This is a genomic window from Lentzea kentuckyensis (genome assembly GCF_002150765.1).
GTDB lineage: Bacteria > Actinomycetota > Actinomycetes > Mycobacteriales > Pseudonocardiaceae > Lentzea > Lentzea kentuckyensis.
Genome location: NZ_MUYM01000016.1, coordinates 234,919 through 253,759, shown reverse-complemented (window position 1 = coordinate 253,759; position 18,841 = coordinate 234,919). Strand labels below are relative to the sequence as shown.

Here is an 18,841-nt window from a genome sequence, read left to right as displayed (position 1 = left end):
CCGAACGGCCTGTCCAGGCGAACGCCGGACAACTCCCGCCCGCCCCGGAAGTCGAACTCGGTCCCCTCCACCGGCACGGCCGCCCCCGAAGGGACCATCCGCTCGGTGTCCAACGGCAGCACGGTCGTGGCCGCCAACGTCAAAACGCAGGAGTCGGTAGGAGCATGACCGGCCCGCGGATAGGGATGCGTCCCCACCCCGAACGGCGTGGCCAGGTCGCCGACGTTCGTGACCCCGTGCGTGACGGTCAGCCCACGATCATCGAGCGCGTACGACACGGTGACGTCCAACGCCGCAGGCCACCCCGCCTGAGGTTCGATCATCGCGCGCAGCGACACCAACGACCCGGTGTGCTCCAAAACGGACCACGGACGACGACGCACCAATCCGTGGATCGCGTTGCCCCGGGCGGGCTCGGTGACCTCGAGGTGTTGAACGACCCCGTCCAGCACCCAGGAAGCGCCAGCCGTCCGGTTGGGCCACGGGACCAGGACGGCACCAGCGCTCATCGGCGGCTTCTCGTCCGCCCCGAACGTCTCCACATACGGAACCCCGTCCACCTCGAAAGACCGCAGGCCCGCGCCTACCGTCGTGATCACGGCGGTGGCACCCTCGTACGAGATCCCCAACATGAGGCTGAAGCCTACGGGGCCGGCGGAAGGATTTGCCCGTGAAGGTTCATCACCTCAACTGCGCCACGATGCGCCCGCCCCTGGTCGCGGGCGGCATCGTCGCGCACTGCCTGCTGATCGAGACCGACCAGGGCCTCGTCCTCGTCGACACGGGTTTCGGCACGAACGAGGTGACCAACCCGAAGGGCACCATCGACCCGCTGAGCCGCACGCTGCTCAAGCCGGTCCTCGACATCAACGAGACCGCGATCTTCCAGGTCGAGAAGCGCGGGTACGGGGCCGAGGACGTGCAGCACATCCTGCTCACCCACCTCGACCTGGACCACGCCGGCGGGCTGCGCGACTTCCCGAACGCCACCGTGCACGTGCTGGACACCGAGCTGGAGGCAGCGACCAACCCCAAGTCCGTCAAGGAGCGGGGGCGGTACCCGAAGGCCCAGCGCGAGGGTGTCACGTTCCAGACCCACCAGGCGACCGGCGAGGACTGGTTCGGGTTCGAGGCCGTGCAGAACATCCCCGGCCTGCCAGAGGACATCCTGATGGTGCCGCTCATCGGTCACACCCGCGGCCACACCGGCATCGCCGTCAAGGGAGAGGACGGCTGGCTGCTGCACGCCGGCGACGCCTACTTCTACCGCGGTGAGATCGAGACGCCGCCGAGCAACATCTTCGCCCTCAAGCTCACCGCCAAGCAGACCGAGACGATCCGCGCGCAGCGTCTGTCCAATGTGGAACGGCTGAGAGAGCTCAAGACCACCGGCGAGGCCGAGATCTTCTGCGCCCACGACCCGGTAGAGCTGGCCCGGCTGGCGTGACGTTCATCAGGCAGATCCGCCTCGACCAGCAGCACGACACGCACCGATACCCGTTCACGCTCCCGGTCGTGCAACACCTGGTCAGGAACCCGATCGAGCTGACCAGGCCCGTCACGTTCCTGGTCGGCGACAACGGCGCGGGCAAGTCGACGCTGGTCGAGGCGATCGCAGTGGCGGCCGGGTTCAACGCGGAGGGCGGCACGCAGTCGTTCCGCTTCGCCACCAAAGCGACCGAGTCCTCGCTCGGCGACTACCTGACGATCAGCTGGGGCACCCGCAAACCGCGGACTGGGTTCTTCCTGCGGGCCGAGTCGTTCTACAACGTCGCGACGGAGATCGACCGGATCGGCGAGGGGATTCACGCCTCGTACGGCGGGAAGTCGTTGCACGAGCGGTCACACGGCGAGAGCTTCATCAACCTCATCGCGCACCGGTTCGGCAGCAGAGGGCTTTACGTGCTGGACGAACCGGAGGCCGCGCTGTCCGTCAAGGGATGCCTCACGGTTCTGCGGCACATGCACGACCTCGTCGCGGAAGGCTCGCAGTTCATCATCGCCACGCACTCGCCGATCCTGCTCGCCGCACCGAACGCCACGATCCTGGAGATCGCGGACGGCAGCATCGACGAAGTTCCTTATGACGCAGCGGAACCGGTCGCGCTCACCCGGAACTTCCTGGGTGAGCCCGACCGGTTCCTGAGGCACCTGCTGGACTAGCTACTTGCCGAGGTTCTCGGGGTGGATCTCCACCTTGCCGTGCGCGACCCGGTTGATGCCCCAGAGCACGAGGCCCGCCAGGAGCAGATAGCCCGCGATCTTGTAGTCGTCCCACGGCCGGCCGGACAGCACCGGCATCGCGAGATACGCGCAGGTGATCGAGCCGAGCACCGGCGCCCAGGTCGGCGCCCTGAAGTGCTTGTGCTCGGCCTTCTCCTTGCGCAGCACCAGACACGCGATGTTGACGATGGTGAACACGACCAGCAGCAGCAACGACGTCGTGCCGCCGAGCTTGCCGATGTCCGCCGTCGACACCAGGATCACCGCGATGCCGGTGGTGAAGACGATCGAGATCCACGGCGTGCGGCGGAACGGGTGCACGGCGCCGAAGAACTTCGGGATGATCTTCTCGTTCGCCATGCCGTACAGCAGCCGCGACGCCATCAGCATGTTGATCAGCGCCGAGTTGATGACGGCCAGCAGGCCGATCAACGCGAAGATCCACAGCGGGAAGCCGGGCGCGCCAACGGTCACGACCTTCAGCAACGCGCTGCTGCCCGCCTTGGCGAGCTGGTCGGACGGGATCAGCAACGACGACGTGATCGCGACCAGCACGTAGATCGTCGCCGCGATGCCCATGCCCCACAGCATCGCGCGCGGGAAGATCCGCACGGGGTCGCGGCACTCCTCCGCCATGTTCACCGAGTCCTCGAACCCGACCATCGCGAAGAACGCGAGCGCCGTCGCCGAGGTGACCGCGAGCGCGACGCTGGAGCCCGACGGCACGTGGATCTCGGTCAGCCGCGAGGGCTCTCCGTCGCCGACCACGATCGCCCAGGCGCCGATCACGATGATGATGATCAGGCCGGACAGCTCGATGCAGGTCAGCACCACGTTGGCCTTGACCGACTCGGACACGCCGCGGAAGTTGATGATCGCCAGCGCCGCGATGAAGATGATCGCGATGCCGGTGATCACGAGCGACTCGGGGCTGAGCGTGACGTCGAAGAACTCCACCAGCAACTGCCGCAGGTAGGTGCGGCCGAACGCGAGTGCCGCCGACGAGGCCGACGTGATGCCCGAGCACATGACCGCGAAGGCGACCATGAACGTCAGAAAGTGGATTCTGAACGCTTTGTTGGTGTAGAGAGCGGCACCGGCCGCCCTCGGATACTTCCCGACGAGCTCGAGGTAGCTGAACGCGGTCAGGAACGCGACCACGAACGCCAGCAGGAAGGGCAGCCACAACGCGCCGCCGATCTTGCCGGCGACGTTGCCGGTGAGCGCGTAGATACCTGTACCGAGGATGTCGCCGACGACGAAGAACAGCAGTAGCTTCGGGCCTATTGCCCGATGCAGCTCTGGTTGCTCCGTTTGTGGAGTCGCTTCAGCCATGCCAGGTGATTCTGCCCGTTTTGCCTGGGTACCAGGACGAGCGAACACCTACCTCACCCATATGGTGTAACAATGAAACGCACGGCAACTCTGCTCGTCGCGGCCCTCGCGCTGACCGCCTGCACGTCCTCGGAGCCGTCCTCGTCCCCGACGAAACTGCCGGACGTGAAGAGCCTCGTCGCCGCCGTGACCAAGGCGGTCGACGAGAAGGCGACCTACAGCTTCACCATCGCGCCACCGACCGCGGGCGGGGTCACCGCCCCGGCGACCGGCTCGGTCCGGCTCACCGGCAACGGCGGCGCGAGCCTCGACGCGACGACGACCCGTGCCGTGCAGACGGGCGGCCAGCCCGAGGAGCTGCGGTACGTCTCGACCGCGCAGGACGCCGCGTTCGTGAAGCTGCCGCCCGTGTTCGGCCTGCAGGCGGGAAAGCCGTGGATGAAGCTGCAGCGCGCGGACAACGACGACTTCACCAACACCCTGCTCGGGTTCCACGACGTGATCTACCAGCAGGCCGTCTTCACGACGTACCACCTGCCGGTGATCGGGGCGGGCGGCGAGCTCAGGCTGACCACGCAGGTCGCGGACCGGACCCGCTACTCGATCGTGATCGACTACCAGAAGGCCTACGACAGCCTCACCGACGAGGCGCTGCGCAACGAGGTCAAGCTCGCCCTCGACCAGAAGGTCACGAACTCGGCCGCCGAGATCGAGCTGGACTCCAGTGGCCTGCCGACGCTCATCAAGTTCTCAACCAAGTTCCAGAACGCGACGCTCGTCGACGAGGCCCACTTCTCCGACTGGGGCAGCGACGTCCAGATCGCCGAACCGCCGGCGAACGAGATCAGCTCGCGGAACTGACGCGGTAGCGCCAGATCGCCGGCAGCAGCACCACCATCACGACGGCCGCGGCCACCACCAGCACACCACCCGCGGTCACCGCGGCGGCAGTGCCGAACGCCGCGCCGCCCGTGCCGTGCAACAGGTCCGCGATCCGCGGCCCACCCGCGACGACCACGATGAAGACGCCCTGCATCCGTCCGCGCATCTCGTCCGTCGCGGCCGACTGCAGAATCGCGCCGCGGAACGCCATCGACACCATGTCCGCCGCACCGGCCAGCGCCAGGAACGCCGCCGCGACCCACAACGAGCCGGCCAGACCGAAACCCATGATCGCGATGCCCCAGCCGATCACCGCCAGCGTCAGCGCGACACCGTGCCGGTTGACGTTCGAGATCCACCCGGACGTGAGGCCGCACAGCACCGCGCCAACGGGAATCGCCGCGAACAGCACGCCCAGCGCGAACCCACCACCGGGCGGGTCGCCGAACGTGTGCTGGGCCATCTCCGGGAACAGCGCCCGCGGCATGCCGAACACCATCGCGATGATGTCCAGCAACATGCTCGCCATCAGCACCTTCTGCGCCCACAGGTAAACGAACCCGTCGAGCACGTCCCGCAACCCGGCGCGCCGCACCACCCCGTCCAGCGGCGGCATCGACGGCAGCTTCCACACCGCGTAAACGGTGACGATGAGCGCGATCGCGTCCACCAGGTACAGCGTCGACAGCCCGACGACCGGCATCAACGCACCCGCGAGCAACGGCCCGAGCACCGCACCGAACTGCATGACCGTGGACCCCAGCGCACCGGCCGACGGCAACAGCTCCGCCGGCACCAGCCGAGCGATCGACGCCGAACGAGCCGGAGCGTTGGCCGCGAAGAACACCTGCTGCAGACCGAGCAACGCGATCACCAGCCACACCGAGCCGATGTTCATCGCCGCCTGCGCCCACAGCAGCACCGACGACACCGCGATACCGATGTTGGTGACCAACAACAGCTTGCGACGGTCGACCGTGTCCGCGATCGCACCGCCCCACAGCCCGAACACCAGCAGCGGAACCAGCGCGACCCCAGCCGCGACACCGACCCACGCGGACGACCCGGTGAGGTCGTAGACCTGCTTGGGCACAGCAACGGCGGTGAGCTGGGAGCCCACCGCCGTCACGATCGTGGAGAGCCACAACCGGCGATACGCGACGATCTTCAACGGTCGAGTGTCGATCACGAACGTCGAGCGCGCGCTTCTCCCCACAGTGGCCACTTGGTTAGCTTATGGCAACTAACAAGCCCTTTACGTGAAGGTGTCGCCAACACCACTCGTCAGAGGCGAACCGGGTAGACCGGCTCCGGCACCTTCGGGCTGATCCGGCCCTCGACGAAGATCCCGTGCCAGATCATGAAGCACAGCAACGACCACAGCTGCCGCGACCGGTCGAACTGCTCCGACCTGTGCTCCTCCAACAGCGCGGACACCGCGTTCTTGTCGAGCAGGTGCCCGGTCTGCGAGTCCGCGATGATCCCGCGCGCCCAGTCGTACATCTCGGCCCGCAACCAGTGCCGGATGGGCACCGGGAAGCCCAGCTTGGGCCGGTTCAACACATGCGCCGGAATGATCTTCGCCAACGCCTTGCGCAGCGCGTACTTGGTAGTCCCCTCGGTGAGCTTCTGGTCGAGCGGCACCTCGGCCGCGACCCGGAACACCTCGGGATCGAGGAACGGCACCCGCAGCTCGATCGAGTTCGCCATGGTCACCTTGTCGGCCTTGACCAAAATGTCCCCGCGCAACCACGTGAACAGATCGATGTGCTGCATCCGCGCCACCGGGTCCCAGCCCTCGGACTCGCGGTACCAGGGAGCGGTCACGTCCTGGAAGCCAACGCCCTCGACATACCCGGGGAACACCGCCCGCACCTGCGCATCACTGAAGTTGCGAGCGTTCCCGTAATACCGCTCCTCCAACCTCAACGCCCCGCGCCGAAGCAGGTCCTTCCCCCGCACACCCTCCGGAATGCTCTTGGACACCGCACCCATCAACTTGCGAACGCTGCCCGGCACCTTCTCGAACGGCGACAACGACAACGGCTCGTGATAAATCACGTACCCGCCGAACAACTCGTCCGCACCCTCACCGGACAACACAGCCTTGACGTACTTCCGCGCCTCCTTGGCGATGAAGTACAACGGCACCAACGCCGGGTCAGCCACCGGATCGTCCAGGTACCAAAGGATCAGCGGCAGCTCTTCCATCATCTCGTCCGGCGACACAGTCCTCACGACGTGCCGCACCCCGATCGCCGCCGCCGTCTCAGCGGCAACGTCCACCTCGGAGTACCCCTGACGATCAAACCCGCTGGTGAACGCGATGAGGTTCGGGTTGTGCAACTTGGCCAACGTAGCCGTGGCCGTGGAGTCGATCCCGCCCGACAGGAACGCGCCCACCGTCACGTCGGGGTCCGAAATCATGTGCTTGGCCACCGAGTCCCGCATGACCTCGGCAATGCGCTCGTGCAGCGCCTCAGCCTCGTGCTCGCTGTTCACCGGCCGAGGCGTGAACACCGGCTTGAAGTACCGGTTGAACAACACCTGCCCACCAGGCGAAACCTTGAACGAGGTCCCAGACTCAACCCGCCGAACAGCCTTGTGCAACGACTCGGGCTCCGGCACGTACTGCAACACCAAGTAATGCTGCAGCGCGGTCTGATCCAGCTCCTGACTGATCCCCAGCACACCAGTCAACTGCAACAGCGACTTCTTCTCCGACGAGAACGCCACCCCACCAGGCCCAGCAGCCCAGAACAACGGCTTGATGCCAAACGGATCCCGCGCGCCAAAAACCACCCGCTCCTGCGCGTCCCAGATCATGAAGGCGAACATGCCGCGCAACTTCTTGACCCAGTCAGCCCCGCGATAGTGATACCCGGCGACGATCGACTCGCCGTCCCCCTGCGTCTTGAACTGCGCCCCGAAATGCAGCGCCAGCTCAGCCCGCAACTCCTTGTAGTTGTAGATCTCCCCGTTGAAGTTCAACGTGTACCGAGTCGGGTTCTCCGGCGGCCCCCACACCAACGGCTGGTGGGAGTGGTCCAAGTCGATGAACCCGAGCCGGTTGAACCCGTAAACAACCTCAGCATCAGCCCAGGTGTCCTGCTCGTCGGGCCCACGGTGCCGCTGGCAGCGCAGCGCTGCGGCCACAGAGCCACGCGCGGAGACCGCAGCGGCTTCGGTGGAACAGATGAGTCCGAGCACTCCGCACACGTGAAATCGCACCTCGTAGTTCGCTGTGGCTGAAAACCCAGTATGCCCGTGCACAAATCGGGCACTTCCCGCAGCCTGAGGACGCGCGAGCCCCAGGTCAGGTTCACCGCAACGGCGAAGCCGACACCCAAGCCGATGGCGCAGCCGCCCGGTCGCACACAGCAAAGGGGCGCCTCCTGCCCACAGGAAGCGCCCCATCCGCAAAAGTCCTACGGAGCTACTCGCTCCAACGTCCACCCATCCCGCCCCAACCGGAACCTCAACCGGTCATGCATCCGATCCCGCCGCCCCTGCCAGAACTCGACCTCCTCAGGCCGAATCCGCCACCCACCCCAGTGCGGCGGCACAGGAATCTTCTCGGTGTCGGCGAACTGCCGCTCGATCTTGTGCAGGGCGGACTCCAAAGTGGACCGCCCCCCGACCACCCGAGACTGCGGCGAAGCCCAGGCCCCGATCTGCGACCCCCGAGGCCGGGAGTTCCAGTACTCGGCGGTCTCCACGGGCCCGACCTTCTCGACCACCCCACGCACATGCGCCTGACGCTGCATCGCGAACCACGGGAACGTGGCGGAGGCGTACCGAGTAGCCATCAGATCGTGCGACTTGTTCGACGTGTAGTTGGTGAAGAACACCAACCCCCGAACATCCAGCCCCTTAGCCAACACGGTCCGCGACGACGGCCGACCCTTCGTGTCGGTGGTCGCGAGCACCATCGCGTTCGGCTCCGGCAAGCCGGCTCCGGAAGCCTGGTCGAGCCACAGCTGGAGCTGTTCATGCCAGGTGGCGGCAAGCTCCGACTCGCTGAGCGAGCCCTGCTCGTAGGACACGCGCATCGCGGGGAGTGCGATGTTCGTGGTCTCCGTCATCGGCGAACCTCCAAGTGGCGGCAGAACTCGTGGTCCCTGGACCCGCGACCATACGCACGGCGAACGGATCCCGAAACCGCCTGCGTGGTGATGGCGACCACCTGAACGGTGACTGTCCGTACAAAGAACAGTTCTGTATCGAGTCCGTGATCGAGTCAGATGGCGTCGAGCACACGTGTGACCGTGACCACGTCATCACCCAGTGCGGTGGCAAGGGTTCCGCCCGCTGCCAACGGAACGACGCTCCACCACTCACCGCCACCCGGCGCGCGCGCTTCCTCGTCCAGCATCAGCGACGTTCCGACGACGCGCTTGCCGGCCAGCCCGGCGGGAGACGAGTCGGCCGACGCGTCGCCGACCATCAGCTGTTGGTGCAACAACGGCTTGCCGCAACGGGTTGCACGGACCGATGTGGACAAAGATCCGGACTTCTCGCCCGCCCTGCCGAGCACCAGAACCTCGCGCAACAGCAACTCTGCGTGACCGTCCAATTCGGCCTCCACCACGGCGGTGTGGTGCGCGCGCTCGGTCACCACGGTGGGCTCCGGCAGATAGCGAACCGAGCCCTCCACCGAAAACCTCACCGCGGACGAGGAGGGCAAACCGGTCGGACCGGGCAGCATCAACGTCGCCGCCACGCCGCGCAGATCGAGCGACGCGCCGGGACCGACTTCGACCGCGAGCTCCAACGAGTCACCACCGAGTGGCGACGTCACGGAACTGACGAGGTGCACCAATGCGACCGGCCCCACGCGCCGAGCAGGCACCAACGTCAACGGCGCCTGAGACCGCAGGACTCGCACAACGCTGTTGCCGTGCGAGTCCAACGACACCACCAGACGTGCTGAAGCCTTCACAGCTGGGCCAGCACCCACTTGGCGACCTCGGGCGCGTCCGGCGTCTCAACCAGCGACTGGGCGATGACCGGCAACTCGCCGCGCATCCGGTGCGCGTCCGAGATCATCACGTCCATGTCCGCGCCGACGAACGGTGCCAGGTCGATCTTGTTGATCACCAGCAGGTCCGCGGTCGTGACGCCGGGACCGCCCTTGCGCGGCACCTTGTCGCCGCCGGCCACGTCGACCACGAAAATCTGCCGGTCCACGAGTCCGCGCGAGAACACCGCCGTCAGGTTGTCCCCGCCGCTCTCGATGATCACCAGATCGAGCCCGGAGAACCGGTGCTCCAACCTCTCCACCGCGTCCAGGTTCGCGGTGATGTCGTCGCGGATCGCGGTGTGCGGGCAACAGCCCGTCTGCACGGCCTCGATGCGCGACGGGTCCAGCACGCCCGCGCGACGAAGGAAGTCCGCGTCCTCGGTCGTGTAGATGTCGTTGGTGACGACCGCCAACTCCAGCTGTGACCCCAAAGCGCGGCACAACGCGGCGGTCAGCGCGGTCTTGCCGCTGCCGACCGGACCGCCGATGCCGATCCGCGGCGCGGCACCGTGGTGGTGATCATGCGGGTCGGGCCCGTGGTTAGCTCCCAAAGAGACGCACCCCTTCACGTCGAACATGTGCCTCGGCGAGAAGATCCAAGGCAGGTGAACCGAGCGCGGGCAGTTCCTTGCACGCCCGCGCGGCGACGTCCTCGACGGGAAGCGCCGCCACGATCGCGTTGACCCCGAACGGGTCCAGTCCGAGCAACCTGACCGCCGCCGACGCCGGTCCGCTGACGGCCAGGTAAGCACAGGTCAGAGCCGCTTCATACGGCTCACCGACCAGCACGCCGATCACCAGCGGCTGATGCGGATCCCTGGGCAGCGCAGCGAGCCGCGCCGAGGGCCACGCTCGCCGCGCGGCACGCAACATCCCGCGCCCCTGCGCCCGCGAAGCCTCGCGCTGAGCCGGCGACGGCGTGCGCGCGTCCAGCTCCGCGTCCAACACGTCCAGGTCCTCACCGCGAGCCGCCGCGGCCGCGAACCCGGCCGCCAGCAGCCCTGCCGTGAGCAGTCGGCCGTGCAGGAACGACTCCAGCGACGGCTCGTCGACGACCAACCCGCGCGCGGCGGCCTCTTCCAGGCCGCCGGAGTGCACGTGTCCGCCGCCGGGGAACCGGGAGTCGGCGAGGATCAGCGCGGTCAGCATCAGAACAGGAAATACCGTTGGGCCATCGGCAGTTCCGCGACCGGCGAGGGCTCCACGAGTGAGCCGTCGACGTGCACGGCGAAGCTGTCCGGATCCACCCGCACGTCCGGCATCGCGTCGTTCAGCACCATGTCCGCCTTGGTGACCGAGCGCGTGGACGACACCGGCAGCACCCGCCGCGCGTACCGATCGGAGATCCCGGCCTCGATCGCCTCGGGCGCGACGAAGAACACCGAAGACGCAGCCCCGGCCGTGGCACCGAACATCGGCCGCGCCCACACCGGTTGCGGCGTCGGGATCGAGGCGTTGGCGTCACCCATGGCGCCCCACGCGATGAACCCGCCCTTCAGCACCACCGACGGCCGCACGCCGAAGAACTTGGGCTCCCACAACACCAGGTCGGCGAGCTTGCCGACCTCGACCGAACCGACCTCGGACGCGATCCCGTGCGCCACCGCGGGGTTGATCGTGTACTTCGCGACGTAGCGCTGGGCCCGCAGGTTCGAGTCCATCGACCGCCGCGACGACATCACGTGCGCGGTCTGCCAGGTCCGGATGATCACCTCGCCGACCCGTCCCATCGCCTGCGAGTCGGACGAGATCATCGAGATCGCGCCCAGGTCGTGCAGCAGGTCCTCGGCCGCGATCGTGGTCGGCCGGATGCGGGACTCCGCGAACGCCAGGTCCTCCGGCACGGACGGGTTGAGGTGATGGCACACCATCAGCATGTCGAGGTGTTCTTCGAGCGTGTTGACGGTGTGCGGGCGGGTCGGGTTCGTCGACGACGGCAGCACATTGGGCAGCGAGACGACCCGGATGATGTCCGGCGCGTGCCCGCCACCGGCACCCTCCGAGTGGTAGGCGTTGATCGACCGGCCACCGATGGCGTCCACTGTGGACTCCAGGAACCCGGCCTCGTTCAGCGTGTCCGTGTGGATCGCGACCTGCACGCCGGACTCGTCCGCGACCCGCAGGCAGGCGTCGATCGCGGCGGGCGTGGTGCCCCAGTCCTCGTGCAGCTTGAACCCGCCGGCGCCGCCCACGAGCTGCTCGCGCAACCCCTCGACCGAAACCGTGTTCCCCTTGCCCAGCAACAGCACGTTGATCGGCATGTGGTCCATCGACGTCAGCATGCGGTCGAGGTACCAGGCACCCGGCGTGACCGTGGTGGCCTTGGTGCCCTCCGCCGGACCGGTGCCGCCACCGATCAGCGTCGTCAGCCCGGACGCCAGCGCCTCGTCGACGATCTGCGGGCAGATGAAGTGCACGTGGCAGTCGATGCCGCCGGCGGTCAGGATCTTGCCGTTGCCGGACAGGATCTCCGTGGACGGCCCGATCACCAGCGACGGGTGCACCCCGTCCATCGTGTCCGGGTTGCCCGCCTTGCCGATCGCGACGATCCGGCCGTCCCGCACGCCGACGTCGGCCTTGACCACACCCCAGTGGTCGAGGATCACCGCACCGGTGATGACCAGATCAGGAGCGCCCTCGGCCCGGGTCGCGACGCCCTGGCCCATCGACTCGCGGATCACCTTGCCGCCGCCGAAGATCACCTCGTCGCCCGACCCCGCACCGCGCGAACGGTCCTCGGTGACCTCGATGAACAGGTCGGTGTCGGCGAGCCGGATCCGGTCGCCGACGGTCGGCCCGAGCAGTTCGGCATAGCGCTCGCGGTCGATCATCGCTGCAACCCCCGGACAATCCTCAAGCCTGCCAACGGAACCAGCGTGACCTCGCGTTCGACGCCCGGCTCGAACCGGACGGCGGTGCCCGCCGGGATGTCCAGCCGGTAGCCGAACGCGGCCTCCCGGTCGAACTCCAGCCCCGTGTTGACCGAGGCGAAGTGGAAGTGCGATCCGACCTGGACGGGCCGGTCGGCGACGTTGACCACCACCATCCTCACCCGCGGACGGCCGGGGTTCAGCTCGACGGGCTCGGAGCCGACGACCACCTCACCCGGCGCCGGACCGGCGGAGGGCGCGATCGGGTGGTGCACCGTGACGAGCTTCGTGCCGTCCGGGAACGTCGCCTCGACCTGCACCGAGTCGATCATCTCCGGCACCCCGCGCATGACCTGCTCCGGCGCGAGAACGGTGCGGCCGCTCTCCATCAGGTCGCTGACCGTGCGGCCGTCCCTGGCGCCTTCCAGCACGTGGTCGGTGATCAACGCGACGGCTTCGGGGTAGTTGAGCAGCACCCCTCGTTCCAACCGGCGGCGGGCCACGTCGGCGGCGACGTGCACAAGGAGCTTGTCGCGTTCATGCGGCGTCAGATGCACGGCTCAGTTCTATCACCCGAAAGGCCGATACCGCAGAGTGGAAACACGCCCGAAACACGGTGCACGCGGGGAGCTTTCGTTCGCTTGGAGAGCACGCGAGGGCCCCGCGTGCCCGGCAGTGTCCACCGATCGGATGACATCCGGAGTCGGCCACGAGGTCGTCCCGTGGGAAAGGGCGGTAGAAGCAGGATTTACCCCATGAACGCGATCCGAGTGAGGGGCCTCCGGAAGGCCTACAAGGGCCACCAGGCGGTGGCAGGGGTGGACCTCGACGTCGCACGAGGCGAGGTGTTCGCGGTCCTCGGACCGAACGGCGCCGGCAAGACCACGAGCGTGGAGATCCTGGAGGGGCACCGCGACCGGGACGGTGGCGAGGTGAGCGTGCTGGGCGTCGACCCGGCCAAGGGCGGCCGCGAGTGGCGCTCGAAGCTCGGCATCGTCCTGCAGAGCGCGACGGACGCCGCGACGCTCACGGTGCGCGAGGCCGTACAGCACTACGCCAAGTACTACGCCGACCCGCGGGACCCGGAAGAGATCATCGACCTGGTCGGGCTCACCGAGAAGGCCAAGGCCCGCGCCGGCACGCTCTCCGGTGGCCAGCGGCGCCGGCTCGACGTGGCGCTCGGCATCATCGGCCGCCCCGAACTGGTGTTCCTCGACGAGCCGACCACCGGCTTCGACCCCGAGGCGCGCCGCCAGTTCTGGGGCCTGATCAAGCTGCTGGCCGCCGAGGGCACCACGATCCTGCTGACCACGCACTACCTCGACGAGGCCGAGGCGCTCGCCGACCGCGTCGCCGTGCTGGCCGGCGGCAAGATCGTCGCCGAGGGCACGCCCCAGACGCTGGGCGGCCGCGCGCACGCCGACGCCACGGTCCGGTGGCTGAGCGACCGCGGCTACACCGAGATCAAGACTTCCGAGCCCACCAAGGCGATCGCCGAGCTGTCCCGCGACGGCGAACTGGCCGAGCTCACCGTCACCCGCCCGTCGTTGGAAGACGTCTACCTGGAGCTGATCAAATGACCACCGCGGTTGCTCTGCCCGGAACCCTTTCGCTCGGTCTCACGAGGGGTGCGACCGAGCTGCGGGAGTTCTTCCGGCAGAAGGAAAACCTCATCTTCACGGTGTCGCTGCCGGCGATCCTGATGCTGCTGCTCGGCACGGTCTACGTGCACGAAGCCGCACAGGGCCAGATGTTCGCGGCGAGCATGATCGGCGCCGGCATCATCTCGACGTCGTTCGTGGGCCTGGGCATGAGCGTCGTGGCCGACCGCGAGGACGGCACGCTGAAGCGCCTGCGCGGCACACCGATGCCGTTCACGTCCTACTTCATCGGCAAGATCATCCTGGTCTTCGTGTCGAGCCTGGTCGAGGCCGTGCTGCTGCTGACCGTCGCGATCCTGCGGTTCGACGTCGAACTGCCGTCCACCGCCGAGAAGTGGTTCACGTTCGGCTGGGTGTTCGTGCTCGGCGTCATCTCCTGCTCGCTGATCGGTGTCGCGCTCAGCTCGATCGCGAAGTCCACCCGGAACGCGGCGGGCGTGCTGAACCTGCCGTACATCGTGTTGCAGTTCCTGTCAGGTGTCTTCATCAGCACGGCGGCACTGCCGGACTCCCTGCGGGTGACGGGTTCGCTCTTCCCGCTCAAGTGGGTGTGTCAGGGTTTCCGCTCGGTGTTCGCACTGAACGACGGCTACGCGGTCATGGAGGCGGCGGGATCATGGGAGCTCGGGAAGATCGCGCTGGTGCTGGGGGCGTGGACGATCGGCGGCCTGGTGCTGGTGGCGCGAACGTTCCGCTGGACCAGCACAACCAACTGATCACCTGGTACGTGCTCTTCGCGATCACCCAGGTCACCGCACTGGTGCTCATCCTGATCGACAACAACAGCCTCGCCGACCGCCTGTCGTCGGCGGGGCTGTTGTGCCTGAACGGTCTGTGGTTCGTGCTCTACGGCAGGCGGCTGGTGGTCCGCGGGGACGACGACTGGCACGGGTTCGTCTACGCGGCGGGCTCGCTCGTGACGTTCGCCCCCGCGGTCTGGTTCAGCGGCAACGCGACCTTCGCGCTGTTCGGCCTGGTCCCGCAGATCTACATGGTGCTACCGCTCGCGTGGGCGTTCGTCCCGATGGTGTTGTTCGTGCTGACGCCGCAGATCCTCACCTGGGCGGCGGGTGCCTCCTCGTCCCTGCCGTGGGCGGCGGCCCTGCTGATCATCGGCTTCTCCCAGGCGTTCGGCTGGGCGATCAGCCGGATCGCCACCCAGAACCAGCAGCGCGGCGAGCTGCTGGAACGCATCGAGCAACTGACCATCGAGGCCGAGCGGGCGCGGTGGTCGGCGGACATCCACGACACGCTGGCGCAGGGCTTCACGTCGATCATCACGCTGCTGCAGGGCGCGCAGCCGAACGTCGAACTGGCGCTGCAGACCGCGCGGGAGAACCTGCGAGAAGCTCGCGCGCTGGTCGCGTCGAACGCACCGTCGCCTTTGGACGGTTCGTCGTTGGAGGACGCGTTGCGGCGGCTGGTTTCCGGGGTTTCGCTGCCGTCGACGTTCCGGGTCATCGGAGATCCGGTGGCACTGCAGACTTCTGTTGACGTGGTGCTGCTGCGGACCGTGCAAGAGGCGCTGAACAACGTGGCGCGGCACTCCGGGGCGACGCGGGTGGACGTGGTGATGAGGTTCGACTCCGATGGTGTTTCGTTGGAGGTGCGCGACGACGGCCGCGGGTTCGGCGACGCGCCGGAGGGGTTCGGCCTGCGGGGCATGCGTGCCCGGCTGGAACAGGTGGGTGGAACGCTGTCGTTGTCGAACGACGACGGAGCGTCCGTGCTGGTGGAGGTGCCGCTGTGATCAGGATTCTGCTGGTGGACGACCACCCCGTGGTTCGCCAGGGGCTGCGCGGGATGCTCGTGGCCGACGATCTGGAGGTCGTCGGCGACGCCGGTTCGGGCGCCGAGGCGATCGAGAAGGCGGCCTCGCTGCGTCCGGACGTCGTGCTGATGGACCTGCGGATGCCCGAAATGGACGGAGTCGCCGCGACCGCGAAGATCGTCGGAACCGGACCGCGCGTGCTGGTGCTGACGACGTACGAGACCGATTCGGACATTCTTCGCGCGGTCGAGGCCGGCGCGTCCGGCTATTTGCTGAAGGACTCGACCACCGAGGACCTCATCGCGGCGATCCGGGCGGCCTCGCGCGGCGAGACCGTGCTGGCGCCGTCGATGGTCGCGAAGGTCGTCGGCCAGGTCCGCACACCGCCGCTGTCCGCGCGCGAGGCCGAGGTGTTGCGGCTGGTCGCGAAGGGTATGTCCAACGTCGAGATCGGACGGACGCTGTTCATCTCGGAGGCGACCGTGAAGACCCACTTGTTGCGGGTGTTCAACAAACTGGGCGTGTCCGACCGGACGGCGGCGGTCACCACTGCGATGGATCGCGGCATGCTGCGGTAACAACCCGCCGTCACGCGATTAGTGCACAGTGGTGAAAGAGCCGGAAAGCCCGGCGGCCGTTCGAGTGTCCCCCTCCGACGAACCCGGTATCGGCGCAACAATCTGTTCATTCGACTATCACGGGCAGTCGTCGACGCTGTTCGCAACATCAGTCGGGGGGACAGGTGCTGCGAGAGACGATTCTTTTCCTGGAGGAATTTCTCCATGGTCACGGCGCGTCCGCTGTGGTCAAAGCCGTGGTGGGCATCATGTCGTTCGCCGTGCTCCTGGGCGCGGCACTCGGCAGCACAGCGGTCAAGTCAGGCGCACTGGTAACCGTCGTACTGCTCATCACGATCGCCGGAATCGCCCTGGTGGTGGCCCGTCGGAACGACCGGCGGGAACTCGCGGCGCAGCAGGAGTTGCTGTCGCGCTACTGCAACGAGCTCGACAAAACGCGGCCCGGCTATCAGATTCTCGAATGGAAGGAGACCATCGTCGTCGGTGAGCGTGGTGACGCGCACACGAAGTTGACGGTCAAGCTTCGTCCACTGGGCACGGATCTGCTGTTCGTGCGCCTGAAGTTCGGCTGCGGCTGGCCCCAGCCGGCGAAGTACCGCCGCCAGGTCGAGATGGCGGTGCGCAGCCTGCTCGTGGACGGCTCTCCCGGAACAACGCTGCACAAGACGCTGTCCTGGCCCAAAGACGGAACGGTGGCAGCGGTGATTCACTTTCACGAACCACCGCGTCAGGATTCGGAAATCTCGTTCACGGTCGAACTGGATTGGCCGAGACGATGCCTGCCGCTCGCGGAAGGGTCGCCAGACGAGTTCACCCTCATGTTCGCCCAACCGGTCACGCACGCCGTGTACCGAATCGTCCTGCCCACCGGCACCGATGTCTACCTGGAACCGATCGGACCACTCGACGGGGGTTACGACCTGCGCAAGGAGCAGGACGACCTGAACAGGCGAACGATCACCCTGGAGTTGTTCGACCCGCCTGTCCGACATCGCGTCGGGGCACGGCTGGAACTCAGAAAAGACCAGCGTGCGGTCTCACGTCGCTGACGGCCGGCGGATCAGTCGTCCTCATCCGTGGTGCCGCTGTTCCCACCCATGGCCGCACACATCCGCAACAATGAAGTAACCCTCCGTGACTAATTTACGAGTTCAGGTTGCGGACCGTACAGAACTCTCGCGCCATGATCAACTCCGGGTGGGCCGGTCACGTGAGCCACGACACCCGGCCGACATGCCCCGGCTACCCGCCTGCAACACTGTGAACTCCGGCAACGGCGCCGGTCAGGTCCACTTCAAGTCCGATCGCCCCGGAGGCGTGACCACATGACCCAGACCGCCGATCCGACCTCGTTGGTGCTTCCCGCCGAGCTCAAGCCGTCCGACGGCCGCTTCGGCTGCGGACCGTCCAAGGTGCGTCCCGAGGCCGTCGCGGCCCTCGCGTCCGAAGGTGCGGCGCTGCTCGGCACGTCCCACCGGCAGAAGCCCGTCAAGAACCTCGTCGGTCGCGTCCGCTCCGGACTGCGCGAGCTGTTCCAGCTGCCGGACGGCTACGAGGTCGTGCTCGGCAACGGTGGCACCACGGCGTTCTGGGACGCGGCGTCGTTCGGCCTGGTCCGCGAGACCGCGCAGCACTTCACCAACGGTGAGTTCTCCTCCAAGTTCGCGAAGGTCACCCAGACCGCGCCGTTCCTGAAGGACTCGCTGGTCACCAAGGCCGAGCCGGGCACCGCGCCCGAACTGTTCTACGCCGAGGGTGCCGACCTGGTCGGCTGGGCGCAGAACGAGACCTCGACCGGTGTCGCGATGCCCGTCACCCGCATCGAGGGTGCCGGCGACGCGCTGATCGCGATCGACGCCACGTCCGGCGCCGGTGGCCTGCCGGTCAAGGCCGAGGACTTCGACGTCTACTACTTCGCGCCGCAGAAGTCGTTCGCGAGCGACGGTGGCCTGTGGCTCGCGCTGATGTCGCCCGCGGCGCTGGCCCGCGTCGAGGAGCTCAAGGACCGCTGGGTGCCGGAGTTCCTGTCGCTGCCGACCGCGCTCGACAACTCCACCAAGGACCAGACGTACAACACGCCGTCGGTCGCCACGCTCTTCCTGCTGGCGCACCAGATCGACTGGATCAACGGCAACGGCGGCCTCGACTGGTCGGTCGCGCGCACCAAGGACAGCAGCGACCGCCTGTACTCGTGGGCCGAGAAGACCGCGTACACCACGCCGTACGTCGAGAAGGCCGCTGACCGCTCGCAGGTCGTCGGCACGATCAACTTCTCGGACGACGTCGATGCGGCTGTCGTGGCGAAGGTGTTGCGCGCCAACGGGATCGTCGACGTCGAGCCGTACCGCAAGCTCGGCAAGAACCAGCTGCGGGTCGCGATGTTCCCGGCCATCGAGCCGAACGACATCACGATCCTCACGCAGGCCATCGACTGGGTCGTCGGCCAGCTCTGAGTTGTCGATGAAGGGCTCCTTCATCCACGTCAAGTGGATGAAGGA

19 protein-coding genes are annotated in these 18,841 nt (G+C 67.3%); 9 read left to right on the top strand and 10 right to left on the bottom strand.

All coding sequences use genetic code 11. From position 1 onward, the window contains the following. The coding region (locus B0F77_RS10940; RefSeq protein WP_086662694.1) for an aldose epimerase family protein at positions 1-632 on the bottom strand (632 nt) is incomplete at its 3' end. 38 nt (positions 633-670) lie between these two features. On the opposite strand from B0F77_RS10940, the gene B0F77_RS10935 reads away from it, so the two are divergent. Both B0F77_RS10935 and B0F77_RS10930 read left to right on the top strand, forming a co-directional pair. Then, positions 671-1,447 carry an MBL fold metallo-hydrolase gene (locus B0F77_RS10935; protein WP_086662693.1) on the top strand — a complete coding sequence of 259 codons (777 nt, stop codon included), beginning with the start codon at positions 671-673 and terminating at the stop codon, positions 1,445-1,447. Then, positions 1,444-2,163: an AAA family ATPase gene (locus B0F77_RS10930; RefSeq protein WP_086662692.1), complete on the top strand. Its 720-nt coding sequence runs from the start codon at positions 1,444-1,446 to the stop codon at positions 2,161-2,163. The genes B0F77_RS10935 and B0F77_RS10930 overlap by 4 nt, the downstream gene beginning before the upstream one ends. Here B0F77_RS10930 and B0F77_RS10925 read toward each other — a convergent pair whose 3' ends face one another. Then, positions 2,164-3,558 carry an APC family permease gene (locus B0F77_RS10925; protein ID WP_086662691.1) on the bottom strand — a complete coding sequence of 465 codons (1,395 nt, stop codon included), beginning with the start codon at positions 3,556-3,558 and terminating at the stop codon, positions 2,164-2,166. It lies immediately after the preceding gene. A 72-nt stretch (positions 3,559-3,630) separates the two neighbouring features. Between B0F77_RS10925 and B0F77_RS10920 the strand changes: the two genes are divergently transcribed. Next, complete coding sequence (locus B0F77_RS10920) at positions 3,631-4,419, top strand: hypothetical protein (RefSeq protein WP_086662690.1); 789 nt, start codon at positions 3,631-3,633, stop codon at positions 4,417-4,419. Here the strand turns inward: B0F77_RS10920 and B0F77_RS10915 are convergent. The 8 genes from B0F77_RS10915 to B0F77_RS10880 form a co-directional block, all read right to left on the bottom strand. Next, positions 4,403-5,665 carry an MFS transporter gene (locus B0F77_RS10915; RefSeq protein ID WP_245847944.1) on the bottom strand — a complete coding sequence of 421 codons (1,263 nt, stop codon included), beginning with the start codon at positions 5,663-5,665 and terminating at the stop codon, positions 4,403-4,405. The genes B0F77_RS10920 and B0F77_RS10915 overlap by 17 nt on opposite strands. A gap of 59 nt (positions 5,666-5,724) precedes the next feature. Beyond that, a complete protein-coding gene (gene asnB / locus B0F77_RS10910; protein ID WP_086662689.1) occupies positions 5,725-7,659 on the bottom strand; it encodes an asparagine synthase (glutamine-hydrolyzing) in 1,935 nt (644 codons plus the stop codon). A gap of 209 nt (positions 7,660-7,868) precedes the next feature. Further along, positions 7,869-8,525: a pyridoxamine 5'-phosphate oxidase gene (gene pdxH / locus B0F77_RS10905; protein WP_086662688.1), complete on the bottom strand. Its 657-nt coding sequence runs from the start codon at positions 8,523-8,525 to the stop codon at positions 7,869-7,871. 155 nt (positions 8,526-8,680) lie between these two features. Next, complete coding sequence (locus tag B0F77_RS10900; protein WP_086662687.1) at positions 8,681-9,382, bottom strand: urease accessory protein UreD; 702 nt, start codon at positions 9,380-9,382, stop codon at positions 8,681-8,683. Then, positions 9,379-10,014, bottom strand: coding sequence for an urease accessory protein UreG (gene ureG, locus B0F77_RS10895; RefSeq protein WP_313887784.1), 636 nt, complete (start codon positions 10,012-10,014; stop codon positions 9,379-9,381). Before ureG ends, B0F77_RS10900 begins: the two co-directional genes overlap by 4 nt. Next, complete coding sequence (locus B0F77_RS10890) at positions 10,004-10,615, bottom strand: urease accessory protein UreF (protein ID WP_086662729.1); 612 nt, start codon at positions 10,613-10,615, stop codon at positions 10,004-10,006. Before B0F77_RS10890 ends, ureG begins: the two co-directional genes overlap by 11 nt. Continuing rightward, the gene (locus B0F77_RS10885; RefSeq protein WP_086662685.1) at positions 10,612-12,294 is read right to left on the bottom strand and encodes an urease subunit alpha; all 1,683 of its coding nucleotides are present in this window, start codon (positions 12,292-12,294) and stop codon (positions 10,612-10,614) included. Before B0F77_RS10885 ends, B0F77_RS10890 begins: the two co-directional genes overlap by 4 nt. After that, positions 12,291-12,890 (bottom strand): urease subunit gamma, encoded by a 600-nt coding sequence (locus B0F77_RS10880; protein WP_086662684.1) that lies wholly within the window; start codon positions 12,888-12,890, stop codon positions 12,291-12,293. The genes B0F77_RS10885 and B0F77_RS10880 overlap by 4 nt, the downstream gene beginning before the upstream one ends. Positions 12,891-13,088: 198 nt before the next feature. Here B0F77_RS10880 and B0F77_RS10875 point away from each other — a divergent pair, with 198 nt between their 5' ends. The 6 genes from B0F77_RS10875 (at position 13,089) to serC (ending at position 18,796) form a co-directional block, all read left to right on the top strand. Beyond that, the gene (locus B0F77_RS10875; protein ID WP_086662683.1) at positions 13,089-13,913 is read left to right on the top strand and encodes an ABC transporter ATP-binding protein; all 825 of its coding nucleotides are present in this window, start codon (positions 13,089-13,091) and stop codon (positions 13,911-13,913) included. Next, positions 13,910-14,710: an ABC transporter permease gene (locus B0F77_RS10870; protein WP_086662682.1), complete on the top strand. Its 801-nt coding sequence runs from the start codon at positions 13,910-13,912 to the stop codon at positions 14,708-14,710. The genes B0F77_RS10875 and B0F77_RS10870 overlap by 4 nt, the downstream gene beginning before the upstream one ends. After that, positions 14,647-15,744 (top strand): sensor histidine kinase, encoded by a 1,098-nt coding sequence (locus B0F77_RS10865; RefSeq protein ID WP_158102663.1) that lies wholly within the window; start codon positions 14,647-14,649, stop codon positions 15,742-15,744. Before B0F77_RS10870 ends, B0F77_RS10865 begins: the two co-directional genes overlap by 64 nt. Then, the gene (locus B0F77_RS10860) at positions 15,741-16,343 is read left to right on the top strand and encodes a response regulator (RefSeq protein ID WP_086662680.1); all 603 of its coding nucleotides are present in this window, start codon (positions 15,741-15,743) and stop codon (positions 16,341-16,343) included. Before B0F77_RS10865 ends, B0F77_RS10860 begins: the two co-directional genes overlap by 4 nt. A gap of 164 nt (positions 16,344-16,507) precedes the next feature. Beyond that, a complete protein-coding gene (locus tag B0F77_RS10855) occupies positions 16,508-17,392 on the top strand; it encodes a hypothetical protein (protein WP_143466668.1) in 885 nt (294 codons plus the stop codon). 276 nt (positions 17,393-17,668) lie between these two features. Then, entirely contained in the window at positions 17,669-18,796 is a 1,128-nt protein-coding gene (gene serC / locus B0F77_RS10850; RefSeq protein ID WP_086662678.1) for a phosphoserine transaminase, read from the top strand. The last annotated feature ends 45 nt before the right edge of the window (positions 18,797-18,841 follow it).